Annotated in this window: 25 protein-coding genes; 3 read left to right on the top strand and 22 right to left on the bottom strand. The window is 41.7% G+C overall.

Annotated elements, in window-relative coordinates; all coding sequences use genetic code 11:
* Positions 1 to 8: 8 nt before the first annotated feature.
* Positions 9 to 1472, bottom strand: coding sequence for an acyl-CoA carboxylase subunit beta (locus QSJ46_RS07445; protein ID WP_285604609.1), 1464 nt, complete (start codon positions 1470 to 1472; stop codon positions 9 to 11).
* Complete coding sequence (mce, locus tag QSJ46_RS07440; protein WP_107163385.1) at positions 1465 to 1887, bottom strand: methylmalonyl-CoA epimerase; 423 nt, start codon at positions 1885 to 1887, stop codon at positions 1465 to 1467. The genes QSJ46_RS07445 and mce overlap by 8 nt, the downstream gene beginning before the upstream one ends.
* Positions 1888 to 1988: 101 nt before the next feature.
* On the opposite strand from mce, the gene prli42 reads away from it, so the two are divergent.
* The gene (prli42, locus tag QSJ46_RS07435; RefSeq protein ID WP_149126490.1) at positions 1989 to 2081 is read left to right on the top strand and encodes a stressosome-associated protein Prli42; all 93 of its coding nucleotides are present in this window, start codon (positions 1989 to 1991) and stop codon (positions 2079 to 2081) included.
* Between the two features lie 38 nt (positions 2082 to 2119).
* Here prli42 and QSJ46_RS07430 read toward each other — a convergent pair whose 3' ends face one another.
* From QSJ46_RS07430 to QSJ46_RS07405, 6 genes are all read right to left on the bottom strand, one after another.
* Complete coding sequence (locus QSJ46_RS07430) at positions 2120 to 2629, bottom strand: L,D-transpeptidase (protein ID WP_041106809.1); 510 nt, start codon at positions 2627 to 2629, stop codon at positions 2120 to 2122.
* A gap of 52 nt (positions 2630 to 2681) precedes the next feature.
* Positions 2682 to 3635: an aromatic acid exporter family protein gene (locus tag QSJ46_RS07425; protein ID WP_024422917.1), complete on the bottom strand. Its 954-nt coding sequence runs from the start codon at positions 3633 to 3635 to the stop codon at positions 2682 to 2684.
* 120 nt (positions 3636 to 3755) lie between these two features.
* Positions 3756 to 4478 (bottom strand): arginine ABC transporter ATP-binding protein ArtM, encoded by a 723-nt coding sequence (artM, locus tag QSJ46_RS07420; protein WP_034280282.1) that lies wholly within the window; start codon positions 4476 to 4478, stop codon positions 3756 to 3758.
* Positions 4471 to 5127 (bottom strand): arginine ABC transporter permease ArtQ, encoded by a 657-nt coding sequence (gene artQ / locus QSJ46_RS07415; RefSeq protein WP_039179807.1) that lies wholly within the window; start codon positions 5125 to 5127, stop codon positions 4471 to 4473. Before artQ ends, artM begins: the two co-directional genes overlap by 8 nt.
* A 114-nt stretch (positions 5128 to 5241) precedes the next feature.
* Complete coding sequence (locus tag QSJ46_RS07410; protein ID WP_047202263.1) at positions 5242 to 6006, bottom strand: transporter substrate-binding domain-containing protein; 765 nt, start codon at positions 6004 to 6006, stop codon at positions 5242 to 5244.
* A gap of 195 nt (positions 6007 to 6201) precedes the next feature.
* Complete coding sequence (locus tag QSJ46_RS07405) at positions 6202 to 6639, bottom strand: BrxA/BrxB family bacilliredoxin (RefSeq protein WP_024428021.1); 438 nt, start codon at positions 6637 to 6639, stop codon at positions 6202 to 6204.
* A 168-nt stretch (positions 6640 to 6807) separates the two neighbouring features.
* Here QSJ46_RS07405 and QSJ46_RS07400 point away from each other — a divergent pair, with 168 nt between their 5' ends.
* Complete coding sequence (locus tag QSJ46_RS07400) at positions 6808 to 7701, top strand: YegS/Rv2252/BmrU family lipid kinase (protein WP_144490302.1); 894 nt, start codon at positions 6808 to 6810, stop codon at positions 7699 to 7701.
* Positions 7702 to 7715: 14 nt separating this feature from the next.
* On the opposite strand, the gene QSJ46_RS07395 is transcribed toward QSJ46_RS07400, so the two are convergent.
* From QSJ46_RS07395 to QSJ46_RS07355, 9 genes are all read right to left on the bottom strand, one after another.
* Positions 7716 to 8009: a YesK family protein gene (locus QSJ46_RS07395; protein ID WP_039179818.1), complete on the bottom strand. Its 294-nt coding sequence runs from the start codon at positions 8007 to 8009 to the stop codon at positions 7716 to 7718.
* A 66-nt stretch (positions 8010 to 8075) separates the two neighbouring features.
* Entirely contained in the window at positions 8076 to 9329 is a 1254-nt protein-coding gene (locus QSJ46_RS07390; protein WP_285604522.1) for a dihydrolipoamide acetyltransferase family protein, read from the bottom strand.
* A 19-nt stretch (positions 9330 to 9348) separates the two neighbouring features.
* The gene (locus QSJ46_RS07385) at positions 9349 to 10332 is read right to left on the bottom strand and encodes an alpha-ketoacid dehydrogenase subunit beta (protein ID WP_024422925.1); all 984 of its coding nucleotides are present in this window, start codon (positions 10330 to 10332) and stop codon (positions 9349 to 9351) included.
* 12 nt (positions 10333 to 10344) lie between these two features.
* The gene (locus QSJ46_RS07380) at positions 10345 to 11337 is read right to left on the bottom strand and encodes a thiamine pyrophosphate-dependent dehydrogenase E1 component subunit alpha (protein WP_039179824.1); all 993 of its coding nucleotides are present in this window, start codon (positions 11335 to 11337) and stop codon (positions 10345 to 10347) included.
* Between the two features lie 17 nt (positions 11338 to 11354).
* On the bottom strand, positions 11355 to 12779 hold the full coding sequence (lpdA, locus tag QSJ46_RS07375; protein WP_285604521.1) for a dihydrolipoyl dehydrogenase: 1425 nt from the start codon (positions 12777 to 12779) through the stop codon (positions 11355 to 11357).
* Positions 12769 to 13890 (bottom strand): butyrate kinase, encoded by a 1122-nt coding sequence (gene buk / locus QSJ46_RS07370; protein WP_039179830.1) that lies wholly within the window; start codon positions 13888 to 13890, stop codon positions 12769 to 12771. Before buk ends, lpdA begins: the two co-directional genes overlap by 11 nt.
* 33 nt (positions 13891 to 13923) lie before the next feature.
* A complete protein-coding gene (gene bcd / locus QSJ46_RS07365) occupies positions 13924 to 15018 on the bottom strand; it encodes a branched-chain amino acid dehydrogenase (protein WP_285604520.1) in 1095 nt (364 codons plus the stop codon).
* A 26-nt stretch (positions 15019 to 15044) separates the two neighbouring features.
* Complete coding sequence (gene yqiS / locus QSJ46_RS07360) at positions 15045 to 15938, bottom strand: phosphate butyryltransferase (RefSeq protein ID WP_047202267.1); 894 nt, start codon at positions 15936 to 15938, stop codon at positions 15045 to 15047.
* 123 nt (positions 15939 to 16061) lie between these two features.
* Positions 16062 to 18134 (bottom strand): sigma-54 interaction domain-containing protein, encoded by a 2073-nt coding sequence (locus tag QSJ46_RS07355; RefSeq protein ID WP_047202268.1) that lies wholly within the window; start codon positions 18132 to 18134, stop codon positions 16062 to 16064.
* A gap of 149 nt (positions 18135 to 18283) precedes the next feature.
* Here QSJ46_RS07355 and QSJ46_RS07350 point away from each other — a divergent pair, with 149 nt between their 5' ends.
* Positions 18284 to 18520 carry a DUF2627 domain-containing protein gene (locus QSJ46_RS07350; RefSeq protein ID WP_039179838.1) on the top strand — a complete coding sequence of 79 codons (237 nt, stop codon included), beginning with the start codon at positions 18284 to 18286 and terminating at the stop codon, positions 18518 to 18520.
* Positions 18521 to 18555: 35 nt separating this feature from the next.
* On the opposite strand, the gene QSJ46_RS07345 is transcribed toward QSJ46_RS07350, so the two are convergent.
* The 5 genes from QSJ46_RS07345 to spoIVB all read right to left on the bottom strand — a co-directional run bounded on the left by QSJ46_RS07345 (position 18556) and on the right by spoIVB (position 23443).
* Positions 18556 to 19293 (bottom strand): glycerophosphodiester phosphodiesterase, encoded by a 738-nt coding sequence (locus QSJ46_RS07345; protein WP_064497583.1) that lies wholly within the window; start codon positions 19291 to 19293, stop codon positions 18556 to 18558.
* A gap of 227 nt (positions 19294 to 19520) precedes the next feature.
* Positions 19521 to 20621 carry a Rap family tetratricopeptide repeat protein gene (locus QSJ46_RS07340; RefSeq protein ID WP_048239244.1) on the bottom strand — a complete coding sequence of 367 codons (1101 nt, stop codon included), beginning with the start codon at positions 20619 to 20621 and terminating at the stop codon, positions 19521 to 19523.
* Positions 20609 to 20806: a hypothetical protein gene (locus tag QSJ46_RS07335; RefSeq protein WP_047202271.1), complete on the bottom strand. Its 198-nt coding sequence runs from the start codon at positions 20804 to 20806 to the stop codon at positions 20609 to 20611. The genes QSJ46_RS07340 and QSJ46_RS07335 overlap by 13 nt, the downstream gene beginning before the upstream one ends.
* Positions 20807 to 21076: 270 nt before the next feature.
* Complete coding sequence (gene spo0A, locus QSJ46_RS07330; RefSeq protein ID WP_024422935.1) at positions 21077 to 21880, bottom strand: sporulation transcription factor Spo0A; 804 nt, start codon at positions 21878 to 21880, stop codon at positions 21077 to 21079.
* 285 nt (positions 21881 to 22165) lie between these two features.
* On the bottom strand, positions 22166 to 23443 hold the full coding sequence (gene spoIVB / locus QSJ46_RS07325; RefSeq protein ID WP_039179850.1) for a SpoIVB peptidase: 1278 nt from the start codon (positions 23441 to 23443) through the stop codon (positions 22166 to 22168).
* Positions 23444 to 23637 lie beyond the last annotated feature (194 nt).

The following is a 23637-nucleotide window of genomic DNA, read 5'->3' as shown; positions in this document are numbered from 1 at the left end:
TCCTCCTCTTATAGCGGCATGTTGCCATGCTTTTTTAACGGTCTATCTTCTTCCTTACTGCGAAGCAAATCAAATGAGCGGATCAATCGCTCTCTCGTTTCAGCTGGCATAAAAATATCGTCTATCAGACCTGCCTGGGCAGCTTTCCATACACTTGGTTTGTTTTCAGACTCGCGCGAAGCAGGATGAACAATTTCGTCTGCGAACGTTTTCCCCATGACATCAATTTCGGCCTCTGGCCATGCATAAACAAAGTCAGCGCCTAAGCCCTTGCTATTCATCGCGACATAAGCACCGCCAAACGCCTTTCTTAAAATCACAGTGATTTTGGGAACGGTTGCTTCAGCATACGCATATAAAAGCTTTGCACCGTGGCGGATAATTCCTGCATGCTCAGCTTTCTCCCCTGGTAAAAAACCAGGAACGTCCACAAGGGTTAAGATCGGAATATGAAACGCATCACAAAATCGAATAAACCTGGCCGCTTTATCGGCAGCGTCAAGATCAAGGCTGCCTGCCAGCACCTTTGGCTGATTGGCAACAATACCAATGGAGGCTCCTTGTAATCTGGCAAAACCTGTGACAATATTTTTTGAGAAACAAGGCTGCGTTTCAAAGAATGAGTCTGGATCGGTTATCGCTGTCACCACTTGTTTGACATCATAGGTGCGTGATGGATCCTTTGGCAGAATTCTGCCTGGATCGGCGGAATCGTGCTTTCGTGCCCCAGCGCGTGTGACAGATTGTTGTTTCGTTTGTATGTACGTTAAAAGAGTTCGAACCGCTTTTAACACGTCCTTCTCATCTTTCCCAGTATAGTGCACATTCCCGCTTGTCTGATGCTGAACACTTGCACCGCCAAGACGGTCAGGACAGACCGTTTCTCCTGTTGCTTTTTCTATTACTTTCGGACCAGTTAAAAACATATGAGCTGTTTGCTCTGTCATGAAGACAAAATCAGTCAATGCAGGAGAATAGACTGCACCTCCAGCACATGATCCTAAAATAACAGATATTTGCGGGATTCGACCAGAGTACAGCACATTCCGTTTAAAAATCTGTCCGTATCCTTCTAATGATACCACACCCTCTTGAATTCTCGCACCACCTGAGTCTTTTAGACCGATGACCGGCATTTGATTTTTAGCGGCCAGATCCATTAAAGAGGCTATTTTTTTCGCATGCATTTCGCCTAAAGAGCCTCCGTATACTGTTGCATCTTGTGCATAAACACATACTGGTTTTCCATGAATGAGTCCCGTTCCAATGACGACACCGTCTCCAACATGCTCTGAGAGCTCGCCTGTTGCAAATGACTGAATTTCCATCAAGCTGCCCTCGTCAAGAAGTTCATGAAGCCGCTCTCGAGCCGTCAGCTTTCCCTTGTTCTTGTGAGCCGCTGCTCGTTTTTCGCCGCCACCCATTAGCGCTTTCTTCCGCCATTCAGACAAGTCATTGAATGATTCATTCATCACTATGTTTCTCTCCTTTCAAGGACTCGCACAATTCAAATAACACACCTGACGTTTCTTTAGGTGAAATAAATGCAATTTGCTTTCCGCTGGCGCCCATCTGTGCTGTTTTTTGGAGAAGCTGCACGCCAAGGTGATCGAGACGGCTAAGATCAGCCTGAATGTCACCCGACTTTAGCGCAATATGATGAAGCCCCTCTCCTCTTTTTGTTAAGAAATTATGTAGTTTACTGCGGGCTGAGATTGGCTCAATTAATTCAATGTGCAGATCATCAAGTGAAGTGAAGGACGCTTTAATCTCCTGCTCAGGAATCTCTTGTATGTCTGAAAAATGCCAATTAAATAGCTGATGAAGCGTTTGAGATGTTTCTTTAATAGAAAAGACGGCAATGGCAATATGATCGATTTGTGTCATCCGTTCACTTCCTTTGCTGATCACTTGTCGCATATGAAAAAACCAGATAAAATAAAGACAACTGCGCTTGTCGCAAAAATCTTCGGTTATAGGGGTGCGATATGTCTCAAAAATTCATGAAATTTATGGTATTGCTTATGATTAGCCTGCTGTTAGTTTCTTCACTTTTAGCAGGAGCAGCAGCCTTTTTATAAGGATTGAATAAAAGCAGACAAGCAGGTGATTCGGGATATCAACGAATGGCCTGTTTGTCTTTGGCAAGCGTTTCAAAGGAAGCACTTGATTTTGTAATCCATACCTTTGTTCCAATTGGAAGCTGATCAAACAGCAGCTCTACATCTTGATTATGAAGTCTCACACAGCCTGCCGTGATAAATTTCCCAATCGAAGTTTCATCACTCGTTCCATGAATTCCGTAGGTTCTGCCATCTGTTCCTCGTGCATCAAATCCAATCCATCTTCGTCCAAGAGGATTATTCTTCGCACCGCCTTCAATATTTTTTCTTCTGTAATAGGGATCTTTCGCTTTGATCATAATGGTAAATTCACCTTCTGGCGTTAAATCTGCTGTTTTTCCTGTAGAGGCAGGATATACTTTTTGAATTTTCCCTTGATCAATAAAGGCAAGTTCATTTGTTTGTTTATTAATAATGACAAATGGGTCACCTGGCAGCGGGTTTTGCCCAAGCGGCCAGATAGGTGAAAGGGACATGGTCAGTACGGTATAAAATAAAAGACGCATAGGCTCCTCCTTTTTCATTAGATTGACCAATGAAGGAGGAACTCATGCGTCTCTATTCTTTCATCCCTTTAAAATAGCTTTTCAGTACTAAATATTGTTCCATTTCACCGAGGAAATGAAAGAGTGCCGCTCTTGCCTCAAATTCTTCTCGTGTTTGCGGGAGCGGAAGTGCGTCGAATTCTTCTTTCATATCAATGAGACGTCTTAAAAACTTATGCGCTGTGTTCCCTGGGTGAATATGTTCGCGTAAGTCTCTAATGTATTCTGCAATGATTTGTCCATGCTCCGTTGTGACGGAAATCGACGTAATTTTGGGCAGCACACGCTCAATGATTTCAAATTGCTTTTGTCTCATGTTGAAATAATGATAATACAGGTTTTCATGTCTTAATACATGGTTTTCAACATCACGATATGCAAGAGCTTTTGCTTCTTTAATCAATTGATGTGTCTCTGGTATTTCTTTTCCTGTCCAGTCTTGCTTCCCTGTCATTAAGTATTGCTCGATTTCTTCAAAGATTTTAGCAAAGTTGGCTTCAATCTGTTCGCTGTAGCGTTTGAGCTTTTTATCAACACTAGGCATATAGAGGTTCATAATCAGCGCTACCCCAACACCAATGGTAATCAGCAGCAGTTCATTCCAAATGAGATGCAGGGTAATCCCGCCAGACATGTATAAATGGAGAATGATGACTGAACTTGTGACAATCCCTTCTTTAATTCGTAGCAGAACCGTTGTTGGAATAAAGACAAGCAGCATCAAACCGATCACAAAAGGATGATACCCGATCAGATCGAAAAATAAATAAGAAAATAAAATAGCGAGACTGCATGCTGCAAAGCGGGCTCCCGATGCTAAGAGGGATCTTTTCTTTGTCACTTGAATACACAGGATCGTAATAATCCCGGCAGCTGAATAATTTTGCAAGCCAAGCAATTGTGCAATATAAATAGCGATCGCTGTTCCTAATGCTGTTTTCAGCGTTCGGTAGCCGATTTTAAACATGATGTGATTCACTCTTTTCTGTCTTGTTTCCATTCACTTTTGTGAAATGATGAACTTTTTTTACTTTCCCCATTATAATCAAAAAAAGAAGGAGATGTTAAGTCTCCTTCCCTTTTTTCTTTATAATATTTTTTGTAAGAAGTCTTGCGCACGCTGTGAAGACGGTGATTCAAAAAATTGTACAGGGTTTGCATCCTCTACAATTTTCCCGTCATCCATAAAGATCACACGGTCAGCCACTTCTTTTGCAAAGCCCATTTCATGTGTGACGATGACGAGTGTCATTCCAGATTGAGCCAGCTCTTTCATGACCTCTAATACTTCCTTGACCATTTCTGGATCTAGGGCAGACGTTGGTTCGTCAAACAGCATAATGTCTGGTGTCATTGCAAGCGCACGTGCAATCGCCACACGCTGCTTTTGACCGCCGGACAAACGGTTCGGGAAATCATCTTTTTTCTCTAGAAGCCCTACCTTTTTGAGCAGGTCTTCAGCTTGCTTGATGCTGTCTTCCTTCGATTGATTCTTCACATTCATTGGAGCATACGTGATATTTTCCAGCACGGTTTTATGCGGGAACAGATGGAAATGCTGAAATACCATTCCGATGTTCTCACGCACTTTTAGTGCATTCGTTTTTGGATTGGTGATTTCAGTGTCCTTAATTGTTATTACACCGGAAGTCGGCTTTTCAAGTAAGTTGATGCAGCGGAGGAAGGTCGATTTTCCTGAACCAGATGGTCCAATAACGGCAACAACTTCCCCTTCTTTAATGGTCGTGTCGATCCCCTTTAAAACTTCGTTTTTACCAAAAGATTTTGTGAGTTTCTCTATTTTAATCATTTGATTTTAACTTCCTTTCCACCGATTTGCCGACAAAGGTGAGAACAAGCACGATGACATAATAGATAAGACCCGCAAAAATAAGCGGTTCAAGATAATTATACGTGACGGCCCCAGCTTGATAGGCTCGTCTCATGACATCACCCAGTCCGATGACTGTTACAATCGCTGATTCTTTTGTCAGTGTAATCGTTTCATTCACAAGTGCAGGTGAAATATTTTTAAACGCCTGCGGAAGCAATAAGTCCTTCATCATTTTAGCATAAGGGATGCCTAAAGCAACGGCTGCTTCTTTTTGACCTTTATCGATGGCATTAATACCCGCACGAATAATTTCAGATACGTATGCCGCCGAGTTGAGTGAAAATGCCGCTACAGCAGCCCAGTATTGATCGATTTGGAACCCAAGAAGCTGAGGCAGACCAAAATAAATAATGAGCAATTGAAGCACAAGCGGTGTGCCTCGGAAAATTGACGTATAAAAGTCTGCAATCCAAATGAGCGGTTTAAACACACTAATTTTACAAAGCGTTAATAAAATTCCTAAGATAAATCCAAGGAAAAGGGATACCACTACAATAGAAAGCGTGACCTTAAGCCCTTCTAGAATAAAGGGCATCTGAGGTATTACATCTTTAAAATCAAACATGACATTCTCCTTTTTTTTGCCTTCATACAAAACAGGAAAAAAGTTCAACACGAGTTGAACTTTTCAGCGCTTTTCTACTTGATTTTCTTGAATGACGCTGATCCTTTTCCTGACTTACTTTTCATCAGCAAACCATTTTTTAATTAATTTATCAAGTTCACCATTATCTTTCATTTCATTTAATGATTTATTAAACTTCGCTGTTAAGTCGCTATTTTTCTTGAATGCAATGGCTGAACCTTCGTTTGAGCTGTTCAATCCAAATGCTTGGAAGTCTTTTTCCTTTTTCAAGTAACCAGCAGCTACTTTATCTTCAATAATTGCTGCATCAAAACGGCCTGCTTTGATCTCTTGAATGATATCAGAAATTTTATTACGGTCTTCAACTGTAAGGTTATATTTCTTTTGCAAACCATTTGCTTCATCTTGTTGAATAGAACCTAATTGAACGCCGACTGTTTTATCTTTTAAATCTTTCTCTACTTTAATACCGCTAGATTTCTTTGATACAACCAAGTTTTTAGCATTGTAATAAACATCAGAGAAATCAACTTGCTTTTTACGTTTTTCTGTAGGTGTCATTCCTGCAAGGACAATATCAGCTTTGTTTGTTTTGAGGGCTGATACAAGGCTAGCAAAGTCCATATCTTGAATTTCTAGCTTGTAGCCGTTCTTTTTCGCTAGTGCTGTTGCAAGATCTACATCAAAACCGACAATTTTATCTCCGTCTTTTGATTCAAATGGCGGATAATCTGCTGATGTCGCCATCACGATTGTCTTGTCATCTCCTGATGCGTTTGAATTATTAGAAGAAGTTCCGCATGCTGCGAGTGCAGCTGCAAGACCAGCTGTCATAAGTAATAATAACCACTTTTTCATATGATGATGCCTCCCAGTATTTAAAATCATGTATTGATTTGAATATTTATTCACTATAATGTATTTTAAACACTTTCTTTTTAAGATGCAATAGTATTTTGCTAAAATTATTTTGATTCTATTGTCTTATAAAACAAAAAGCAGACCGATCTAAAGACCGGACTGCTTTATATTTATTCATTCAAAAGTCATATGTTAGATTTCTTCGCAATGCTCATCAAAAGCGGCTTGTAGTTTTGACACGACTTCCATTGGCTCGTGTCCTTCAATTTCATGACGCTCGACCATTTTGATGATTTTTCCATCTTTTAATAAGGCAAAGGATGGTGAAGATGGCGGGAAGCCTTCAAAGTATTCACGAGCTCTTGCTGTGGCCTCTTTGTCCTGCCCAGCAAACACTGTCAGCAATTGATCTGGACGCTTATCGTAATGAACAGAATAGCCAGCAGCTGGTCTTGCAATACCGCCTGCACAGCCGCATACTGAATTCACCATAACAAGTGCCGTTCCTTTTTTAGTCAGTGCTTCGTCTACTTCTTCAGCTGACGTGAGCTCAGTGTAGCCTGCCTGCTTAATTTCTTCTCTCGCTTGTTTTACAATATCATTCATAAATAAATTAAAATCAATATTCATGTCCGTCCACTCCTTTAGCGTACCATAACCATTTAACTCCATCATAACAAGGAAAACGCCTGCGGGCAAATGTGTTGTCTTATCCATCGCCTCTTTTTCCGAACATCGTTTATGAGCTGTCAAATTGGGGAAAAGTGATGATAAAGAGATGAAAGGGAGAACTGCGTGATGGCACAATTCAAAAAAGCGATGCTCATTTATAATGGAAATGCTGGACAAAAAAACATGGAAAAAACACTCGGTCAAACAGTGCCTCTTCTTTCTCTACATATTGATGAACTCATTCTTAAACCAACAAAGCAGCCAAATGATGCTTATGATTTCTGTCGTCATATTGATGAGACGGTGGAATTGCTCATCATATTAGGCGGAGATGGAACCGTGCATGAATGTATGAACGGTATTGGCGGCTTAGAAAAAAGGCCCGCTGTAGCGATATTACCAGGCGGGACATGCAATGATTTTTCTAGAACGCTTGGTATTCCTCAACAGATGCAAAAAGCCGCTCAAATGATTGTAGACGGCAAAGAGAAAAAGGTCGACTTAATCAAAGCAGAGGATCGATACGTATTAAACTTTTGGGGAATTGGGCTGATCGCAGACACGTCCAACAACATTAACGACAAGGAAAAAGCCGTACTCGGTAAAATCAGCTACTTCACAAGTGCCCTGCGCACACTGCAGCAAACAGATCCTTTTCACGTACGGATTGAGACCGAAGAGGAAAGCTGGGAAGAGGAAGCTGTCATCGTTCTTGTCATGAATGGACATTTTATCGGTACAAATAAAATTGATTTGCCTAATGCATCCATTGATGATGGAAAAGCTGAAATCTTAATTTGCAGAAATACGAGTTTCTCTGCTTTGAAAGAGATCTTCTCAATGAACCGGGAAGAGCTGGAGGATTTCACCGGCGATCTGTCTCTCATTCAAGCGTCCAGTATTCGTATCCACACAAAAGAGGAAATGGATGCTGATACGGATGGTGAGGTTTATATGAAGGCTCCCTCTTCTTTAGAAGTGTTAAAGCAGCATTTGACCTTTATTGTTCCAGCAGAATAAAAAAATGCCCGACATCATTTTGATTCGGGCTTTTTTTTGATATAGCGTCTGTATAAATATTCAAGTGCATATCCGAGAAGTGTACCAGCTAGAAGTGATATTCCTAAAAAGCTATTGGCAGCTCCTTTGAAGCCACCGACAATCAGCAGACAGTACACGATTTGAATGATTGAAACGATCGATATGATAAGCAGTAATCGTTCAGGATGATTACGTGATTTAGAAATGTACCGCAGAAAAGCGAAGGCAATCGCTGTGATAAACATGAGACCAATCGTTAGAAAAGCAAAAAAATCTAGTCCAGACATATCATCGCTCCTTTCCCCTAGATGTGGAAATCCCCCTCTCATGCCGGGAGGGGGAAAATGATTGTTTTAATAAACAGATGTTTGCTCGTCGATGCCTTCAAGGATTTGTTTAATTCGCTGAAGGAATCTGCCGCATACAAGACCGTCTAGTACTCTGTGATCTAATGAAAGACAAAGATTGACCATGTCTCTTGCCGCAATCATTCCGTTTACTATCATTGGACGCTTCACGATCGATTCTACTTGTAAAATCGCCGCTTGCGGATAATTAATGATTCCCATAGATTGTACTGAACCAAATGATCCCGTGTTGTTGACAGTGAATGTACCGCCTTCCATATCACTTTGCTTGAGCGTTCCTTGTCTCACCTTAGACGCCAGCTCATGAATTTCTTTGGCGATGCCCTTAATGGTCTTTTCATCCGCATCCTTAATGACTGGAACAAAAAGCGCGTCATCTGTAGCGACAGCAATCGAAACATTGATCGCTTTCTTCTGCACAATTTTATCTCCGGCCCACATACTGTTCATTTCAGGGAATTCCTTTAAGGCCTGAGCCACAGCTTTGACAAAGAACGCAAAGAACGTCAAGTTAAAGCCTTCTTTTGCTTTAAACTGATCCTTCAGCTGATTTCTTCTTGTCACTAGATTTGTCACATCGACTTCCATCATCGTCCATGCATGCGGAATTTCATGTTTGCTTCTCAGCATATTGGCCGCAATTGCCTGTCGGATCGGCGTGACTGGCAGCTCAACATCACCAGGCATGGAAGGGATGGCAGGAGTCGCTTTTGCTTGAGTTGGCTGCGCAGGCTCCGGTTGAACAGCACGTTCATTGACAGGAGCTGTCTTCTCTTTGACGCCGCCGTTTTCAATAAGCTGCAGCAAATCTTTTCTAGTAATTCGGCCGCCTGCTCCCGTACCTTGAACAGCTGCTAAATCAATGCCATGCTCATCTGCTAAACGAAGAACAGCTGGAGAGTATCGTTTCTTTTGACTTTGATTCTCATTTGTTTGATCTGCTTCAGGCGCTTTGCTTTGCTCAGGTGCTGCTTCTTTCTCGCTCTGCTGCTCGCTTCCTTCAACTTCAATTTCACAGAACACTTCTCCTACTTGCAGCGTTTCGCCTTCCTCAGCCGATAGCTTTGTAATCGTTCCTGTAAAAGAAGACGGGACTTCTGCGTTCACTTTATCCGTCATGACTTCCGCAATTGGATCGTATTTATTCACATGATCGCCAGGTGAAACGAGCCATTTGCTAATAGTTCCTTCTGTTACACTTTCACCTAGCTGAGGCATTTTCATTTGTTCAATTGCCACTTTGAAACCCTCCTCTTTCTTAAAACGCCGCTAGCTCTCTCATTTCAGCTTCTACCTTATCCGGGTTGACCATGAAGAATTTCTCCATTGTCGGCGCATAAGGCATTGCCGGAATATCTGGTCCTGCCAGGCGTTTGATTGGTGCGTCTAAATCAAATAAGCAATGCTCCGAAATGATTGCCGCAACCTCACTCATGATGCTGCCTTCTTTTGTATCTTCCGTTAACAGAAGCACTTTCCCTGTTTTAGAAGCCGCTTCTATGATCGCTTCCTGATCAAGCGGGTACACTGTTCTCAAATCGAGAATATGAGCGGAAATGCCGTCTTTTGCAAGGCGGTCTGCTGCTTGCAGCGCAAAATGCACACAAAGGCCATATGTAATGACCGTAATATCATCGCCTTCACGTTTCACATCTGCTTTTCCAATCGGAAGAGTGTAATCCTCTTCAGGCACTTCTCCCTTAATAAGGCGGTATGCACGTTTATGTTCAAAGAACAATACAGGATCTGGATCACGCACTGCAGCCTTTAAAAGACCTTTGACATCATAAGGTGTAGAAGGCATCACAATTTTCAAACCAGGCTGGTTAGCAAAAATCGCTTCGACCGATTGTGAATGATAAAGTGCCCCGTGTACTCCGCCTCCGTATGGTGCGCGGATGACCATTGGACAGCTCCAATCATTATTTGATCGGTATCTAATTTTTGCAGCCTCTGAAATGATTTGGTTGATTGCAGGCATAATGAAATCCGCAAATTGCATTTCTGCAATTGGGCGCATTCCATACATCGCTGCCCCAATACCTACACCAGCAATGGCTGATTCTGCAAGAGGTGTATCCATGACGCGCGCTTCTCCAAATTGCTCGTAAAGACCCGCTGTCGCTTTAAATACGCCACCTTTTTTCCCGACATCCTCTCCGAGCACAAACACTTTCGGATCTCGTTCCATTTCTTCTTTCATCGCCAATGTAATGGCGTCTATATATGACATAACAGGCATTTTTCTTCCCCCTTACTCCGCATACACGTAACGAAGTGCGCTTTCTGCCTCAGCATAAGCTGCGTTTTCCGCTTCATCAGTGGCTTCGTTTACGATTTGCATGATTTCTTTTGTCATCTCTTCTTTCATTTCAGAAGTCATGACGTTTCCTTCGATTAAATACGTTTCATATTGGATGAGCGGATCTTTCTTTCTTGCTTCGAGCACTTCTTCTTTTTCTCGATAGCTTGAGTCATCGTCATCACTTGAATGCGCAGTTAAACGGTAAGAGATTGTTTCAATCAATGTCGGGCCTTCGCCTCTAGCCGCACGGTCTCTCGCTTCTTTGACAGCGGCATATACTTCAAGCGGATCATTTCCATCTACAGTTACGCCAGGCATCCCATATCCAATCGCACGATCTGAAATGCGTTCACAGGCCACTTGTTTGTCATATGGCACGGAAATCGCGTACTTATTGTTTTCACACATGAAAATAACAGGCAGTTTATGCACAGCAGCGAAGTTAGCGCCTTCGTGAAAATCTCCTTGGTTTGATGAGCCTTCACCGAACGTGACAAAGCTGACAAAGTTTTTCTGCTCTAATCGTCCAGCAAGGGCAATTCCCACCGCGTGAGGAACCTGCGTTGTTACAGGTGAAGATCCGGTCACAATTCGATTTGCTTTTTGTCCAAAATGCCCCGGCATTTGTCTTCCGCCTGAGTTTGGATCGTCTTGTTTTGCGAAACCAGACATCATTAAATCTTTTGCTGTCATCCCAAAAGCAAGGACAACCCCCATATCACGATAGTAAGGTAAGACGTAATCTTCTTCTCTATTAAGGGCAAATGCAGCACCGACTTGCTGCGCTTCCTGCCCTTGACAAGAAATGACGAATGGAATTTTACCTGAACGGTTTAATAGCCACATCCGTTCATCGATTTTTCTCGCTAGAAGCATTGTTCTATATATATCAATTGCTTGTTCATCTGATAATCCTAATTCCTGATGACGCATGTTACTCATCATGTTTCCCTCCTTGATTAAAAATGGATCGCCTTCCCGTCAACAGCAAGGGCTGCCTCGCCAATCGCCTCTGATAAGGTCGGATGCGGGTGTATCGTCTGCCCCACTTCCCACGGGGTTGCATCAAGTACTTTGGCTAATCCAGCTTCAGATATCATATCTGTTACATGAGGACCAATCATATGAATTCCTAAAATATCATCTGTCTTTTGATCGGCAATGATTTTGACGAATCCATCAGACTCCCCGTACACAAGCGCTTTTCCAATCGCCATAAATGGGAATTTCCCTATTTTGACTTCAAAGCCCTGCTCTTTTGCCGCCTGTTCAGTGAGTCCAACACTAGCGGTTTCTGGGTGAGAGTAAACACATTTAGATACGAGCGTTTCATCGAGCGGCTTTGGATCTTTCCCAGCCATATGTTCAACAGCAATCATACCTTCGTGGGAAGCGACATGTGCCAGCTGAAGCCCGCCAATGACATCTCCTATTGCGTAAATATGCGATTCTTTCGTTTGATAATGTTCATTCACGACAATGCCTTGTTTTTCGGTTTGGATGTCCGTGTTTTCAAGACCTATGCCCTCGATATTAGGTACTCTGCCGACTGAAAGAAGGAGTTTTTCCGCTTCAAACGTCTGAATGTCTCCATCCTTTTCCGCTTGAATTGTGACAAGATTCTCCTGCTTTTCTACGCTCTCTGGCAGTACCTTCGCATTTGTAACAAAGGTGATGCCTTTTTTAGATAACAACTTTTCCATTTCTTTGGAAATGTCATGATCATCTGTTGGCAAAATGCGGTCTGCAAACTCAATCACAGTGACGTTTACTCCAAAATCATTGAGCATAGACGCCCACTCGATTCCGATCACTCCGCCTCCAACAATTAGCATCGACTGCGGAAGCTCTGGCAGTTCAAGTGCATCATCTGATGTGAGGATGTGAGTTCCATCTGCTTCAAGCCCTGGCAGTACCCGCGGTCTTGAGCCTGTGGCGATGATGACCTGCTTTGGAATGAGCATTTCATTTTCCTCTCCATTTGCCATTTCTACGGAGATCGTTCCTGGCATTGGCGAAAAGATAGATGGGCCAAGAATACGGCCGATCCCTTCATATACATCAATTTCCCCTTGTTTCATTAAGTGTTTGACGCCGCCTGCTAGTTTTTCGACAATCTCTGTTTTTCTTTTTTGCACATTGGCAAATTGCAAGGCAATGCCGCCTGCCTCAACTCCAAAATCAGCTGCGCGTTTGACGGTTTGATATACTTCTGCACTTCTAAGCAGCGCTTTAGACGGAATGCAGCCTTTATGAAGACATGTTCCGCCGAGCTTTTCTTTTTCTACAACTGCTGTTTTCAATCCAAGCTGTGAGGCACGGATGGCTGCTACATAGCCGCCTGTGCCTCCACCAAGAATGACGAGGTCATATTCAGTTGCCATGACTTGTCACTCCTTTCTTTTCCTGTTGATCATTTGGGTATTCTTTCGGTGATTCTTCTTCTTTTAAAATACGAAGCGCACCTTCCGCTAACGATTGCAGCTCATTTTCACCTGGATACACGACAACATCTGAAATCCAGTCAATATAGCCGCGAATACTTGATGTAATTTGTTTGCTGTACGCAAGTCCGCCTGTTAATACAATGACGTCAACTGCTCCTTTTAAAACAGCGCTAGCCGCACCAATTTCCTTGGCAATTTGATAGCACATTGCTTCATAAATGAGCGCCGCACGCTCATCACCTGCTTCAATCATGCGTTCCACTTTTACAGCGTCTGTCGTGCCAAGATAGCCCGCTAGCCCGCCTTCACCAATAATGCGTTTGAGCATTTCCTCTTGGGTATACTCACCCGAAAAACAAAGATTTACAAGATCACCTGTCGGCAAGGTTCCCGCACGCTCAGGACTGAAAGGACCTTCGCCATGCAGACCGTTATTCACATCGATGACTTTCCCTTTTTCATGAACACCAATGGTGATACCGCCGCCCATATGAGTAATAATCATGTTTAAATCTTCGTAACTTTTTCCAAAAGAAGCCGCTGTTTTTCTTGCGACCGCTTTTTGATTTAATGCATGAAAGATGCTTTTTCTTTCGATCGTTGGCAGCCCTGAAATACGAGCAATTGGCTTTAGTTCATCCACCACAACTGGATCGACAATAAAAGCTGGGATATTCAGGCCAAGTGCGATTTCTCTCGCGATGATTCCGCCGAGATTAGATGCATGCTGGCCGGCATATCCTTCTTTTAGATCTTTCACCATTTGCTCATTGACTTCATATGTGCCTCCTTCAATCGGACGAAGGAGACCGCCACGCGCGCACACTGCATCAAACTTTGAGATATTCATCCCCTGTTCATGCAGTGTTTTCAAAATGGTTTCTTTGCGGAAAGAAAATTGATCAATGATATGAGGAAACGACTTTAATTCCTCATCTGTATGTCTAAGTGTCGTTTCAAAAATAGAACGTTCATTATGAAACACACCAATTTTTGTTGAAGTAGAGCCAGGATTAATCGTGAGAATACGCCATTCTTTTGTCAGCAAAAACAAAACCTCCGTTTCAACTCATTCTTCCAATTAGCGACGACTTAAAATATGTTGACCATTTTGCAAGAATTGACTTCTTGATTTGCGCATTCTTTCAATTCGCTCTTCAGCCAATCGGTCTGCCGCTTTATAAGTAGGAATGGCATCACGGTTTGAAATTTCAATCACACGTTCAATATTTTGATAAATGCCTTCGACTTTTTTCATCGCACGATCTGAATTATAGCCATAAAGCTCATCAGCCACGTTAATCACACCGCCTGCATTGATCACATAGTCAGGAGCATATACAATCCCCATTTCATGGATAAGGTCTCCGTGATGCGTTTCTCTTAGCTGGTTATTTGCAGCACCTGCAATCACTTTTGCTTTTAACTTTGGAATGGTTACATCGTTAATGGTTGCACCAAGTGCGCACGGTGCATAAATATCACATGCTTGATCATAAATATCGTCAGGATCGACTGCTTTTGCGCCGAAGTCTTCAACAGCTCGCTTGACAGAGTCTTTGTTGATATCTGTGACAATAAGCTGTGCGCCTTCTTCGTGCAGATGTTTACACAGATTGTAGGCCACATTTCCAACACCTTGGACAGCAATTGTTTTTCCTTCTAATGAATCTGTACCGAAAGCAGCTTTGGCAGCGGCTTTCATCCCTTTATATACACCGTAAGCTGTGACTGGAGACGGATTTCCGGATGAACCAAATGCAGGAGAGATACCTGTGACAAAATCGGTTTCTTCATGTATGAGATCCATATCTTCTACCGTTGTACCGACATCTTCCGCTGTAATATAGCGGCCATTCAGCCCTTGAATGTAACGTCCAAAGGCACGGAACATTTCTTCGTTTTTGTCTTTTCTCGGGTCACCGATGATCACTGTTTTTCCGCCGCCAAGATTAAGTCCTGCTGCCGCGTTTTTATAAGTCATTCCCCTTGCTAGACGCAGTGCATCCTCAATAGCTGCTTCTTCGTTTTCATACGTCCACATTCTCGTTCCGCCTAGTGCAGGTCCAAGTGTTGTATCATGAATCGCAATAATCGCTTTTAAGCCAGACTGCTCATCCTGACAAAATACAAGCTGCTCATAATCGTATCGTTCCATATATTTAAAAAGTTCCATTGTGTTATTCCTCCTATTACTTCCGCTTAATTTGATGTACAGATGGCAAGCGCAATTGAATAAAGCTTACTTTCAGCTGAATCAGACCGGCTTGTTAAAGCAATCGGCGCCTTGGCTCCTGCCACCACAGCTCCCACCTTCGCATGTGCAAAGTAGATGAGAGATTTATAAAGAATGTTTCCTGCCTCAATTGTTGGCACAAGCAAAATATCTGCATGGCCGGCTACATCACTCGTAATATTTTTATGAGAAGCTGCCGTTTGAGAGATGGCATTATCTAAAGCAAGAGGCCCATCAATCAGGCATCCAGAAATTTGCCCCCGCCGATTCATTTGCGCTAGACTTGCCGCAGTTAAAGTTGAATCCATTGCCGGATTCACGACCTCGACCGCAGAAAGCACTGCAACCTTTGGCATGTCGTTTCCGACAGCTTGTGCTACTTGAACAGAATTGATCGTAATCTCTTTCAGCATATTTAAATCGGGCGCGATGTTCATCGCAGAATCTGTGACATAAATAAAGCGGTCAAAGCCCGGTACTTCGAATGCTGCGACATGTGATAAGACACTTGCTGTCCTGAGCCCATATTCTTTATTCAGTACCGCTTTTAAAAGAACGGCTGTCGGGACATGCCCCTTCATCAAAATATCTGCATGCTTCTCGCTCACTGCCTGCACGGCTATTTTGGCAGATTCTTCGGGAGAATCTGAATGAATAATATCTATCCAGTCCTCATCGATTTCATGCTGTTTCACTAGCTCCTTCAGGTTGCGTTTGTTCCCAACCAGGAGAAAGCGAGCGACCTTTCGCTTAATTGCCATCTTGATGGCATGAAGCACTTCTTCGTCTTCTGCATGAGCCACAGCCGCCGTTTTATTCTGCAGCTGGGCGGCTTTCATAATCAGATCGTCAAGCTTCATATATGCCCACCTTTCCTTGTGCTCGGTTCATGTTTTATATGCAAGTTCCGTGCCAGTTTGAAATGCAGTAAAATGAGGCAATTCGCATGACATTCGTGCAATCTTTTGCAGTTTACATGCATTTTATTGCATGCTATCTTTTGCAAGTTGATATTTATCCATTTTATAGTAAAGGTTCCGTATGCTGATCCCTAACGTTTTCGCTGTTTTCGTGCGATTGAATTGATGCTTTTCAAGGGTTTGTTTAATTAGCTGCGCTTCAAATGCCTCAACAGCATCCGAAAGCGTCTCCCCCTCAAATTGACTGACAGCCAGTTCCTGCTGCTCTTTTTCTTCCTGATCTTCAGACTCCATGAAAGAAATATGCCCCTCATCAATCCATTCTTCTTGCGGGTTTAAAAAGATCATGGCTCGTCCAAGTACATTTTCAAGCTCTCTTACGTTTCCAGGCCACTTATATGATCGCAGTCTATGAAGTGCCTGTTCTGTTAACCCGCGAACGTTCCGTCCATAGTCTAAATTGATCTTTTGGATGAGACGTTTGCTTAACGAGTCAATATCCTCAAGGCGCTGCCTTAGCGGCGGGATAGAGATCGGGTATCTGTTCATGCGATAATATAAATCCTCTCTGAACTTTCCTTCCGCCATCGCTTTTTCAATATTGACATTTGTCGCCGTGATCACACGAACATCGACTGGTATTGCCTTTGTTCCGCCTACTCTTACAATTTCTTTCTCCTGCATGACGCGCAGCAACTTCGCCTGTGTACTTGGCGTCATCTCACCAATTTCATCTAAGAAAATGCTGCCTTGATTCGCTTCTTCAAACAGTCCTTTTTTCCCGCCGCGCCTTGCACCAGAAAACGCTCCTTCTTCATAGCCAAAAAGCTCTGACTCTAAAAGGGTCTCAGATAAGGCTGCACAGTTGACCCGTACAAAGCGATTATATTTCCGGTCACTTTCATTGTGAATGGCGTGCGCAAACAGCTCTTTTCCAGTACCTGATTCTCCCCGGAGTAAAATGGTGGCTGGCGTTTTTGCGCCTAGCTTTGCCTGCTCAAGTGCCACAAGCATTTGCTCACTTTCTCCAATGATGTCTTCAAATGTGTACTTTGCTTCAAGTGTCCGGATAAGCTGCCTTGCTTTATTTAGTTCATTCGTAAGTGATTGTATTTCTGATACGTCATGAATGACGCCGACACTGCCTTTTAAGATGCCATCAACGATAACCGGCGCTACGTTGACGATCACATCTTTTTTATTTGGCCCGACTTTCATTCTGACGCCTCGAACCGGTCTTCTTGTTTCAAGTACCTTCAAATGCATGCTTTCTCCTTCAGAAATATCTGCACCTGCAGGTTTCCCCACAACTTCTTTATCTGTTAATCCAGTCATTTTCGTATAAGCTCGGTTGATCAAGATCCCTTTTCCCTGCTCATCAACAACCGATATGGCTTCATCTGACGATTGAATGATCGCCTCCAGCATGGTTCGCACTTCTTTAAGGTTCGTTACTTCCTCCGCAAGCTCAACGGCATCTGTAATATCTTTAAAGATGGATAAAGCACCTAGCATTCTCCCCGCGTCATCAATAATTGGCAAACGCGTTGTGACAATTTGTATTTGCTGGTTCAGAAATTGTTTTTGATTAAATTCTGGCTCTCTCGATCTTAAAATGTCGGGAAGTTTTGTGTTTGGGATCACTTCTCGTATGTCGCGGCCAATCGCATCTTTTTGCGAACATCCAACCATTTTGGCCGCTGATCGATTAAACAGGACGACTTCTTCGTCCATGTTTATAAAAATCATCCCATCGTTCGTTGCATTAAAAATGCGGTCATGCTTATAGGTTTGTTCCTTTAATATTTGAATTAGCTGTTGTTTTTCTGACATTAATTCTGATATGACGTAAGCCATTGAACTAGGAACAATGACAGCATGCTCCGGCTTTTCTTCCATCAGTTCTTTCAGCACTGCTGAACTGCCTGTTGTTTCAATGATGATATCAATGTCATCTTTTATGTATTCTTTCCAATCCGTTGTCGTATCAATTCCATTCTTTTTCGCTTCTGCCATCCCCGGTGCCTCAAGATCAAGGTCGGCGATCGCAATGATTTGAATCATATTTGTTTTCAGCAATGTTTCTAGCAATGCTGATCCACCTTGTCCCGCACCGACAATCAAGACTCTCTGCATCCCGTTACCCCTTTATATGAAAAAATTTGCACACCATATTTTTCCGTTGCAAAAAATTGCACAACTCTTATATTACCACGTTTTCCTTTCTTGACAAAATATTTTTTGAATTAGACAATGGAAGTAAATGACGTTTAAGGGGACATTTGATGGGGAGAATACTTGCACTAGTGATTATTTTAATACCTGGCGCGCTTGCTGCACTTGGGATTAAGCTGCTGCGTGACACTGTTTTCGGCATCATCATTGCACCATTTCCATTTTTATGGCTGCAAGGAATTGCAGGGTTGTTATTTTTAGGGGGAGGGCTTTATGTAGTGGCTGGCTTTATTTTATATAGAGACCGTAAACGAAATAAAGTGACTGCTCGCTTTAAGCAGAGATAAAACGTGAAAAAAGACCCGCTGATGATAGCAGGTCTTTATTTCATTTCTTCTCTTATTTTCACGGCTCGGTCAGGAAAATCAGTGAAAATGCCATCGACACCTAAGGAAAACATGTTTTTCATTTGCTTTTCACTGTTTACTGTAAACGGCCTGATTACTTGCTGAGATGCATGTAGAGCTGACACAACCTCTTTGGTCACGCCTGCACCCTTAATATTTGGATGATAGCCTCTTGCTGGTACTGTTTTTATATACATTTCCGGCTGATGAATCACATCCATTGTGAGTACAGCAAGTTCAACATGCGGCATCAGTTTGTGAAAAAGAGCTAAACTGCCGTGATGAAACGATGAAACAAGTACACGGTCTTCTATTTGAAAATGCTCGATTTGCTTTTTTACTTTCTCCTCGATACCTGGATATCGATAAATGGAGTTTTTCAGTTCAATATTAATGATCAATGATGATTGCTGCGTCACTAGCTCTAATACTTCCTCTAAAAGAGGAATGGATACAGCACCGGTTTGTTCATAAAAAGAATGACTCGCATCTCCTGCTTTTAATTCTTCATATGTATGGTCTTTCACTAAACCTTTCATATTCGTGGTTCTGTTCAGTTTCTCATCGTGAATGACAGCAAGTCTGCCGTCTTTCGTCAGCTGAACATCCAGCTCAATTCCGTCAGCTCCCGAATGGAGTGCATGCTCGAAGGCTATCATGGTGTTTTCAGGATAAATGCCTTTAAAGCCTCTGTGTGCAAAAATTTTCGTCATAGGTCACCTCTAAATATGATGCTTCCTTTCATTATGACGTGTCTTTTTTCGTTTTTCCAGTTTTGAGCACATAAAAAAACCTCTTCTGATTCGCATGAAGAGGTTGACAGATAAATTCGATCACGTAATCGCTCTGATGGCTTGCTCTGTCGTCTCTACGTCAAGAGCAAAAAGGGAAGAAACAACTGCGACTGCTGTAACAACGGTTACACCTAACAACAACTTTTTCATAAGATAACCTCCACTTTCTTTTGAAGTATTTGTGCATCGAATTTCTTTTCAAGAAAACGAATGGCATTTTGATAATCATTTCGTTCCTTGAAGTATTTCGATATTTGTTCAGACAAATCCTCAAGCTCCACATATAATCTATTTTTTTCTATGTAGTCTAATTTTTCAGAGAATACGTCTGCTGCCCCACTATTCTCGCACATCAAATCCAAAATTTCAAATTTTACTATATATTCATTATTTTGGATATCACAACTATACAGAATACCCTCTTTAATATATTCCCTCGCCTCTTGATCTCCTAGATGCACTAAGGCGTTTGCCAGAACATATAAAGATTGGATGTAATAATGACTATTGTCACGGTGAATTTGAATGCCCATTCCTTTTTTTGCATAATGTGCGCTTTTTTCATAATCATGCTTTGCATAATAAAGAACAGCTAAATTGTGATAGCATTTCCCAATCAGCACTTCATTGTTAATGCGCTTACTTTTCTCAAGAGCTTCTTGATACTTCTCCTCTGCTTCATCGAATTGGAACAAATCAATACAATTACTTGCATGTAAAATCAAGCTGTCAATTGCTTGCGCTGTATACTCTTCATGCGCTTTGAATGTATCGATGGCTTTTTTAATATGATTAATGGATATGAAATTTTGTTTCAGTTCGTAATAAATTGAAGCAACCTTATGGTGAAAAGTTCCTACTTCAAGGTCTTCATTCACACGTTTTAGCCGCTGTTCTGCAATTTTGTAAAAACTAATGGCTTCATCATACTTTTTCACATATGCAGCATATTGGCCTTTGTAAAAGTAAAAATAAAAATTAATAATGTCATCTGCCTTCTCATCGAGCGTTCCGACACTTTTCATAATTTGATTGGCTTTTTCAATATTTCCAAGTAACATTTCATGTCTGCCGTCAACAAGCTGATAATAAAGGAGAACTTCACGGTCTTCATCTGTATTTTTTAGCAAATTCTGAATTTTCTCTTTATAGACAGCAGATTTTTCTAAGTCATTCTGAGAAATGACCCTCGTCCACTTGCTAATTTCGTTCGCTACCTCAGCAGAGTGGATTTTCAGCTTTCCCATAACCTCACCCTCTTCTTTTCATTATTATAGCATAGTAAAAGAATGTGAAAATTATTAAATTCGACAATGGGAATATTCAGTTCAAATGGCACAATCTCTAAGAAGCCAGTGACTTTAAAACGCCAATCAATCAGGTCAATAGAAATAGAACTTTCGATCTCGTTTGCTTTAATTACCAATTCCATAAGACCTTTTCCTCTCATCCTTTTTCTTACGAATGAGCGTTTTCTTTTTCTATTTTGAAGACTTCATGATCGATTGGCGCAGCTGATTACCACTACTTTATGTCTTTTTTATTTTTTTCATGCTTTATTTTTCATTTTATTCTGAAAATAAAGCAGCCCGTTTGTCCAATTTAAACATTAAAATGATTTTATCAACCTAACCAATTTTTGACAACATGTTTCAAAATAAAAAAACGTCTCAATGAAGAAACGTTTTTTCATGAAAATAAACTAGCTAGCTCTATGCTCTAATCGCAAACGATCAGCTACCATGGCAATAAATTCTGAATTGGTTGGTTTCGCTTTTGACATGCTGACAGTATAACCAAAGAGTGAGGAAATGGAATCAATGTTCCCTCTGCTCCAAGCGACTTCAATGGCATGACGAATCGCTCGTTCTACCCTGCTAGCGGTCGTGTTAAATTTCTTCGCAATGTCCGGGTACAACACTTTAGTAATGCTTCCGAGAAGCTCAATGTCATTGTACACCATAGAAATCGCTTCTCTTAAGTATAAATAGCCTTTAATATGAGCGGGCACGCCAATCTCATGAATAATGGTCGTAATGCTCGCATCTAAGTTTTTACGTTTCGGTTCAGGTTTGTTTCGAAGAACACTGTTTTGGATTGATGAAGAGCGATGGGTAACTTGTGTGCCGTTTCCACTGACTTGACGAATATGACCTACTAGGTTTTCCATATCAAATGGCTTTAAAATGAAATAAGATGCGCCCAAATCAACTGCTTTTTTCGTGACATCTTCTTGTCCAAAGGCCGTTAGCATAATCACACTTGGCTGTTTTGTCATTTCATTGTTTTCACGGAGGCGTTCTAGTACAGCAAGACCGTCTAAATGAGGCATAATAATATCTAAGAGGAGAACGTCGGGCTCTTTATCTTTAAATAATGTCAGGCATTCCTGACCATTATACGCCACGCCAAGTACTTCCATATCTTCCTGTCCCTCAATGTACTCTGTCAAAAGGCCAACAAGCTCTCGATTGTCATCAGCTACACACACTTTAATTTTCTCCACGTTCTTTCCTCCCCAATGTCGATTCCTTTAGTCTTTTGCATTTCTCTTCTGAGTGTTCAATTCGACAAAACCATGCTATCCCCTTTAAAAAACTTTAATTTTCCGAATAATAGAGCATTATCTAGCTTTTTCTATGTTTTTCTTAACGAATCGACGATTATTGCAATTTGACAACATGCTTTTTTTCATTTTGTCGAAAAATCTCTTTTTCCTTATTTTATAACATGATGGAAGAGAAAGAAAGGGTAGAAAAAAACTGCCGGAAGATTCGCGGCAGTTAAATGATCAGCTTGCTTTTTTGTTTTTTTGATAAAGATCGATTCCTGCTTCCGACAGCATCCATTCAATGTGTACACCGTACCCGCTAGTCGGATCATTGACGAATACGTGTGTGACAGCTCCAATGACTTTGCCATTTTGAATGATGGGGCTTCCGCTCATTCCTTGGACGATTCCGCCCGTTTTGCTTAAGAGCCGCTCATCTGTTACCTTCAATACCATTCCTTTAGTTGCTGGGAATTTCTGCGGTGTTGTGCTGACGATTTTAATATCAAACTTCTCCACTTTATCATGATCCACAACGGTTAAAATTTCTGCTGGGCCTTCTTTTACTTCATTTGATAAAGCGACTGGAAGTGGTTTATCTGCTACATGATTTTCAAGCTTTTCGGTTAACGTACCAAAGATACCAAAAGGGCTGTTGCGGGAGATATCTCCTATTGTTTTTCTTTCGGAAGAGAATCTCGCCAATTTTTCTCCAGGATTGCCTCCTGTGCCTTTTTCAATCGATGTCACGGTTGATCTAACAATTTCACCATTGTCGACAACAATTGGTTTTTTTGTATCCATGTCAGAAATCACATGCCCAAGGGCACCATATTTTTTAGATGAAGGTTCAAAAAAGGTCATCGTGCCGATGCCTGCTGCAGAATCACGAATGTAAAGACCAATTCGATAGATGCCTTCACTTGCATCTTTTGCGGGTGTTAATGTTGTTTGAAAGGTTTTATGATCTCTCTTTATGAGCAAACGAAGCGTTTCACCCGTTTTCCCTGCTTTCTGAATAAATGGGGTGAGGTCATTCATTTTCTCCATTTTTTGACCATTGATTTCAATGATCATATCCCCTGATTGAATGCCTGCGGCTTCACCTGGTGATTTTTTGCCGTCTGCTGTTGTGATTTGATGAAAACCTACAACGAGAACTCCTACAGAGTGGAGCTTGACGCCAATGGATTGTCCTCCAGGAACGACTTTTAATTCAGGGAGAACATCAACTTTTGTTTTCTTAATAGGAAATCCTTTAAAATCATAAACAATTTCGGCTTTTCCCGCCTTTTGTCCTGTAATATCCAGCTGATTCTCTTTCTCTGAAAGGCTAAAGGCTGGCGAAGAAGCATTGGCTGACGCTTCAATCGATGTGTCAATTGAGTGCTTCTGTTTTTCAAATACAGCAACATTTGTTGGAATGCTGATGTATTCCTTCACTATGCTCATAAACCCTGTACTTATTAAAGAAACAAGGAGAATCACACCAATGGCTTTTCTCATCTTTTCGGGCATTCATTTTTCACTCTCCTCGCTCCTTACCCACACCAGAACACTCATGTTTTGGCTACATCTTTACTTTTGCCTTCTTCGAGAGGATTTATAACCGGCAGCTTTAGAAAATGATTGGATAAATTGATAAAAGAAAAAGACGATTTTATGGGTATATACGCCGGCTTTTACACAACATATAAAAAAGGCAGCTGATG

It is taken from the genome of Bacillus sp. YKCMOAS1 (genome assembly GCF_030268125.1).
Classification (GTDB): Bacteria; Bacillota; Bacilli; order Bacillales; family Bacillaceae; genus Bacillus; species Bacillus safensis.
The sequence above is the reverse complement of the archived record's forward strand: the minus strand, read 5'-3'. Positions and strand labels throughout refer to the sequence as shown.

Excerpts from the sequence above, each read along its gene's own strand:
- QSJ46_RS07445 (WP_285604609.1), bottom strand. The coding sequence starts at position 1,472 with ATGAATGAATCATTCAATGACTTGTCTGAATGGCGGAAGAAAGCGCTA.
- mce (WP_107163385.1), bottom strand. The coding sequence starts at position 1,887 with ATGACACAAATCGATCATATTGCCATTGCCGTCTTTTCTATTAAAGAA.
- prli42 (WP_149126490.1), top strand. The coding sequence starts at position 1,989 with ATGTCTCAAAAATTCATGAAATTTATGGTATTGCTTATGATTAGCCTG.
- QSJ46_RS07430 (WP_041106809.1), bottom strand. The coding sequence starts at position 2,629 with ATGCGTCTTTTATTTTATACCGTACTGACCATGTCCCTTTCACCTATC.
- QSJ46_RS07425 (WP_024422917.1), bottom strand. The coding sequence starts at position 3,635 with ATGTTTAAAATCGGCTACCGAACGCTGAAAACAGCATTAGGAACAGCG.
- artM (WP_034280282.1), bottom strand. The coding sequence starts at position 4,478 with ATGATTAAAATAGAGAAACTCACAAAATCTTTTGGTAAAAACGAAGTT.
- artQ (WP_039179807.1), bottom strand. The coding sequence starts at position 5,127 with ATGTTTGATTTTAAAGATGTAATACCTCAGATGCCCTTTATTCTAGAA.
- QSJ46_RS07410 (WP_047202263.1), bottom strand. The coding sequence starts at position 6,006 with ATGAAAAAGTGGTTATTATTACTTATGACAGCTGGTCTTGCAGCTGCA.
- QSJ46_RS07405 (WP_024428021.1), bottom strand. The coding sequence starts at position 6,639 with ATGAATATTGATTTTAATTTATTTATGAATGATATTGTAAAACAAGCG.
- QSJ46_RS07400 (WP_144490302.1), top strand. The coding sequence starts at position 6,808 with ATGGCACAATTCAAAAAAGCGATGCTCATTTATAATGGAAATGCTGGA.
- QSJ46_RS07395 (WP_039179818.1), bottom strand. The coding sequence starts at position 8,009 with ATGTCTGGACTAGATTTTTTTGCTTTTCTAACGATTGGTCTCATGTTT.
- QSJ46_RS07385 (WP_024422925.1), bottom strand. The coding sequence starts at position 10,332 with ATGCCTGTTATGTCATATATAGACGCCATTACATTGGCGATGAAAGAA.
- QSJ46_RS07380 (WP_039179824.1), bottom strand. The coding sequence starts at position 11,337 with ATGAGTAACATGCGTCATCAGGAATTAGGATTATCAGATGAACAAGCA.
- lpdA (WP_285604521.1), bottom strand. The coding sequence starts at position 12,779 with ATGGCAACTGAATATGACCTCGTCATTCTTGGTGGAGGCACAGGCGGC.
- bcd (WP_285604520.1), bottom strand. The coding sequence starts at position 15,018 with ATGGAACTTTTTAAATATATGGAACGATACGATTATGAGCAGCTTGTA.
- yqiS (WP_047202267.1), bottom strand. The coding sequence starts at position 15,938 with ATGAAGCTTGACGATCTGATTATGAAAGCCGCCCAGCTGCAGAATAAA.
- QSJ46_RS07355 (WP_047202268.1), bottom strand. The coding sequence starts at position 18,134 with ATGCAGAGAGTCTTGATTGTCGGTGCGGGACAAGGTGGATCAGCATTG.
- QSJ46_RS07350 (WP_039179838.1), top strand. The coding sequence starts at position 18,284 with ATGGGGAGAATACTTGCACTAGTGATTATTTTAATACCTGGCGCGCTT.
- QSJ46_RS07345 (WP_064497583.1), bottom strand. The coding sequence starts at position 19,293 with ATGACGAAAATTTTTGCACACAGAGGCTTTAAAGGCATTTATCCTGAA.
- QSJ46_RS07340 (WP_048239244.1), bottom strand. The coding sequence starts at position 20,621 with ATGGGAAAGCTGAAAATCCACTCTGCTGAGGTAGCGAACGAAATTAGC.
- QSJ46_RS07335 (WP_047202271.1), bottom strand. The coding sequence starts at position 20,806 with ATGGAATTGGTAATTAAAGCAAACGAGATCGAAAGTTCTATTTCTATT.
- spoIVB (WP_039179850.1), bottom strand. The coding sequence starts at position 23,443 with ATGCCCGAAAAGATGAGAAAAGCCATTGGTGTGATTCTCCTTGTTTCT.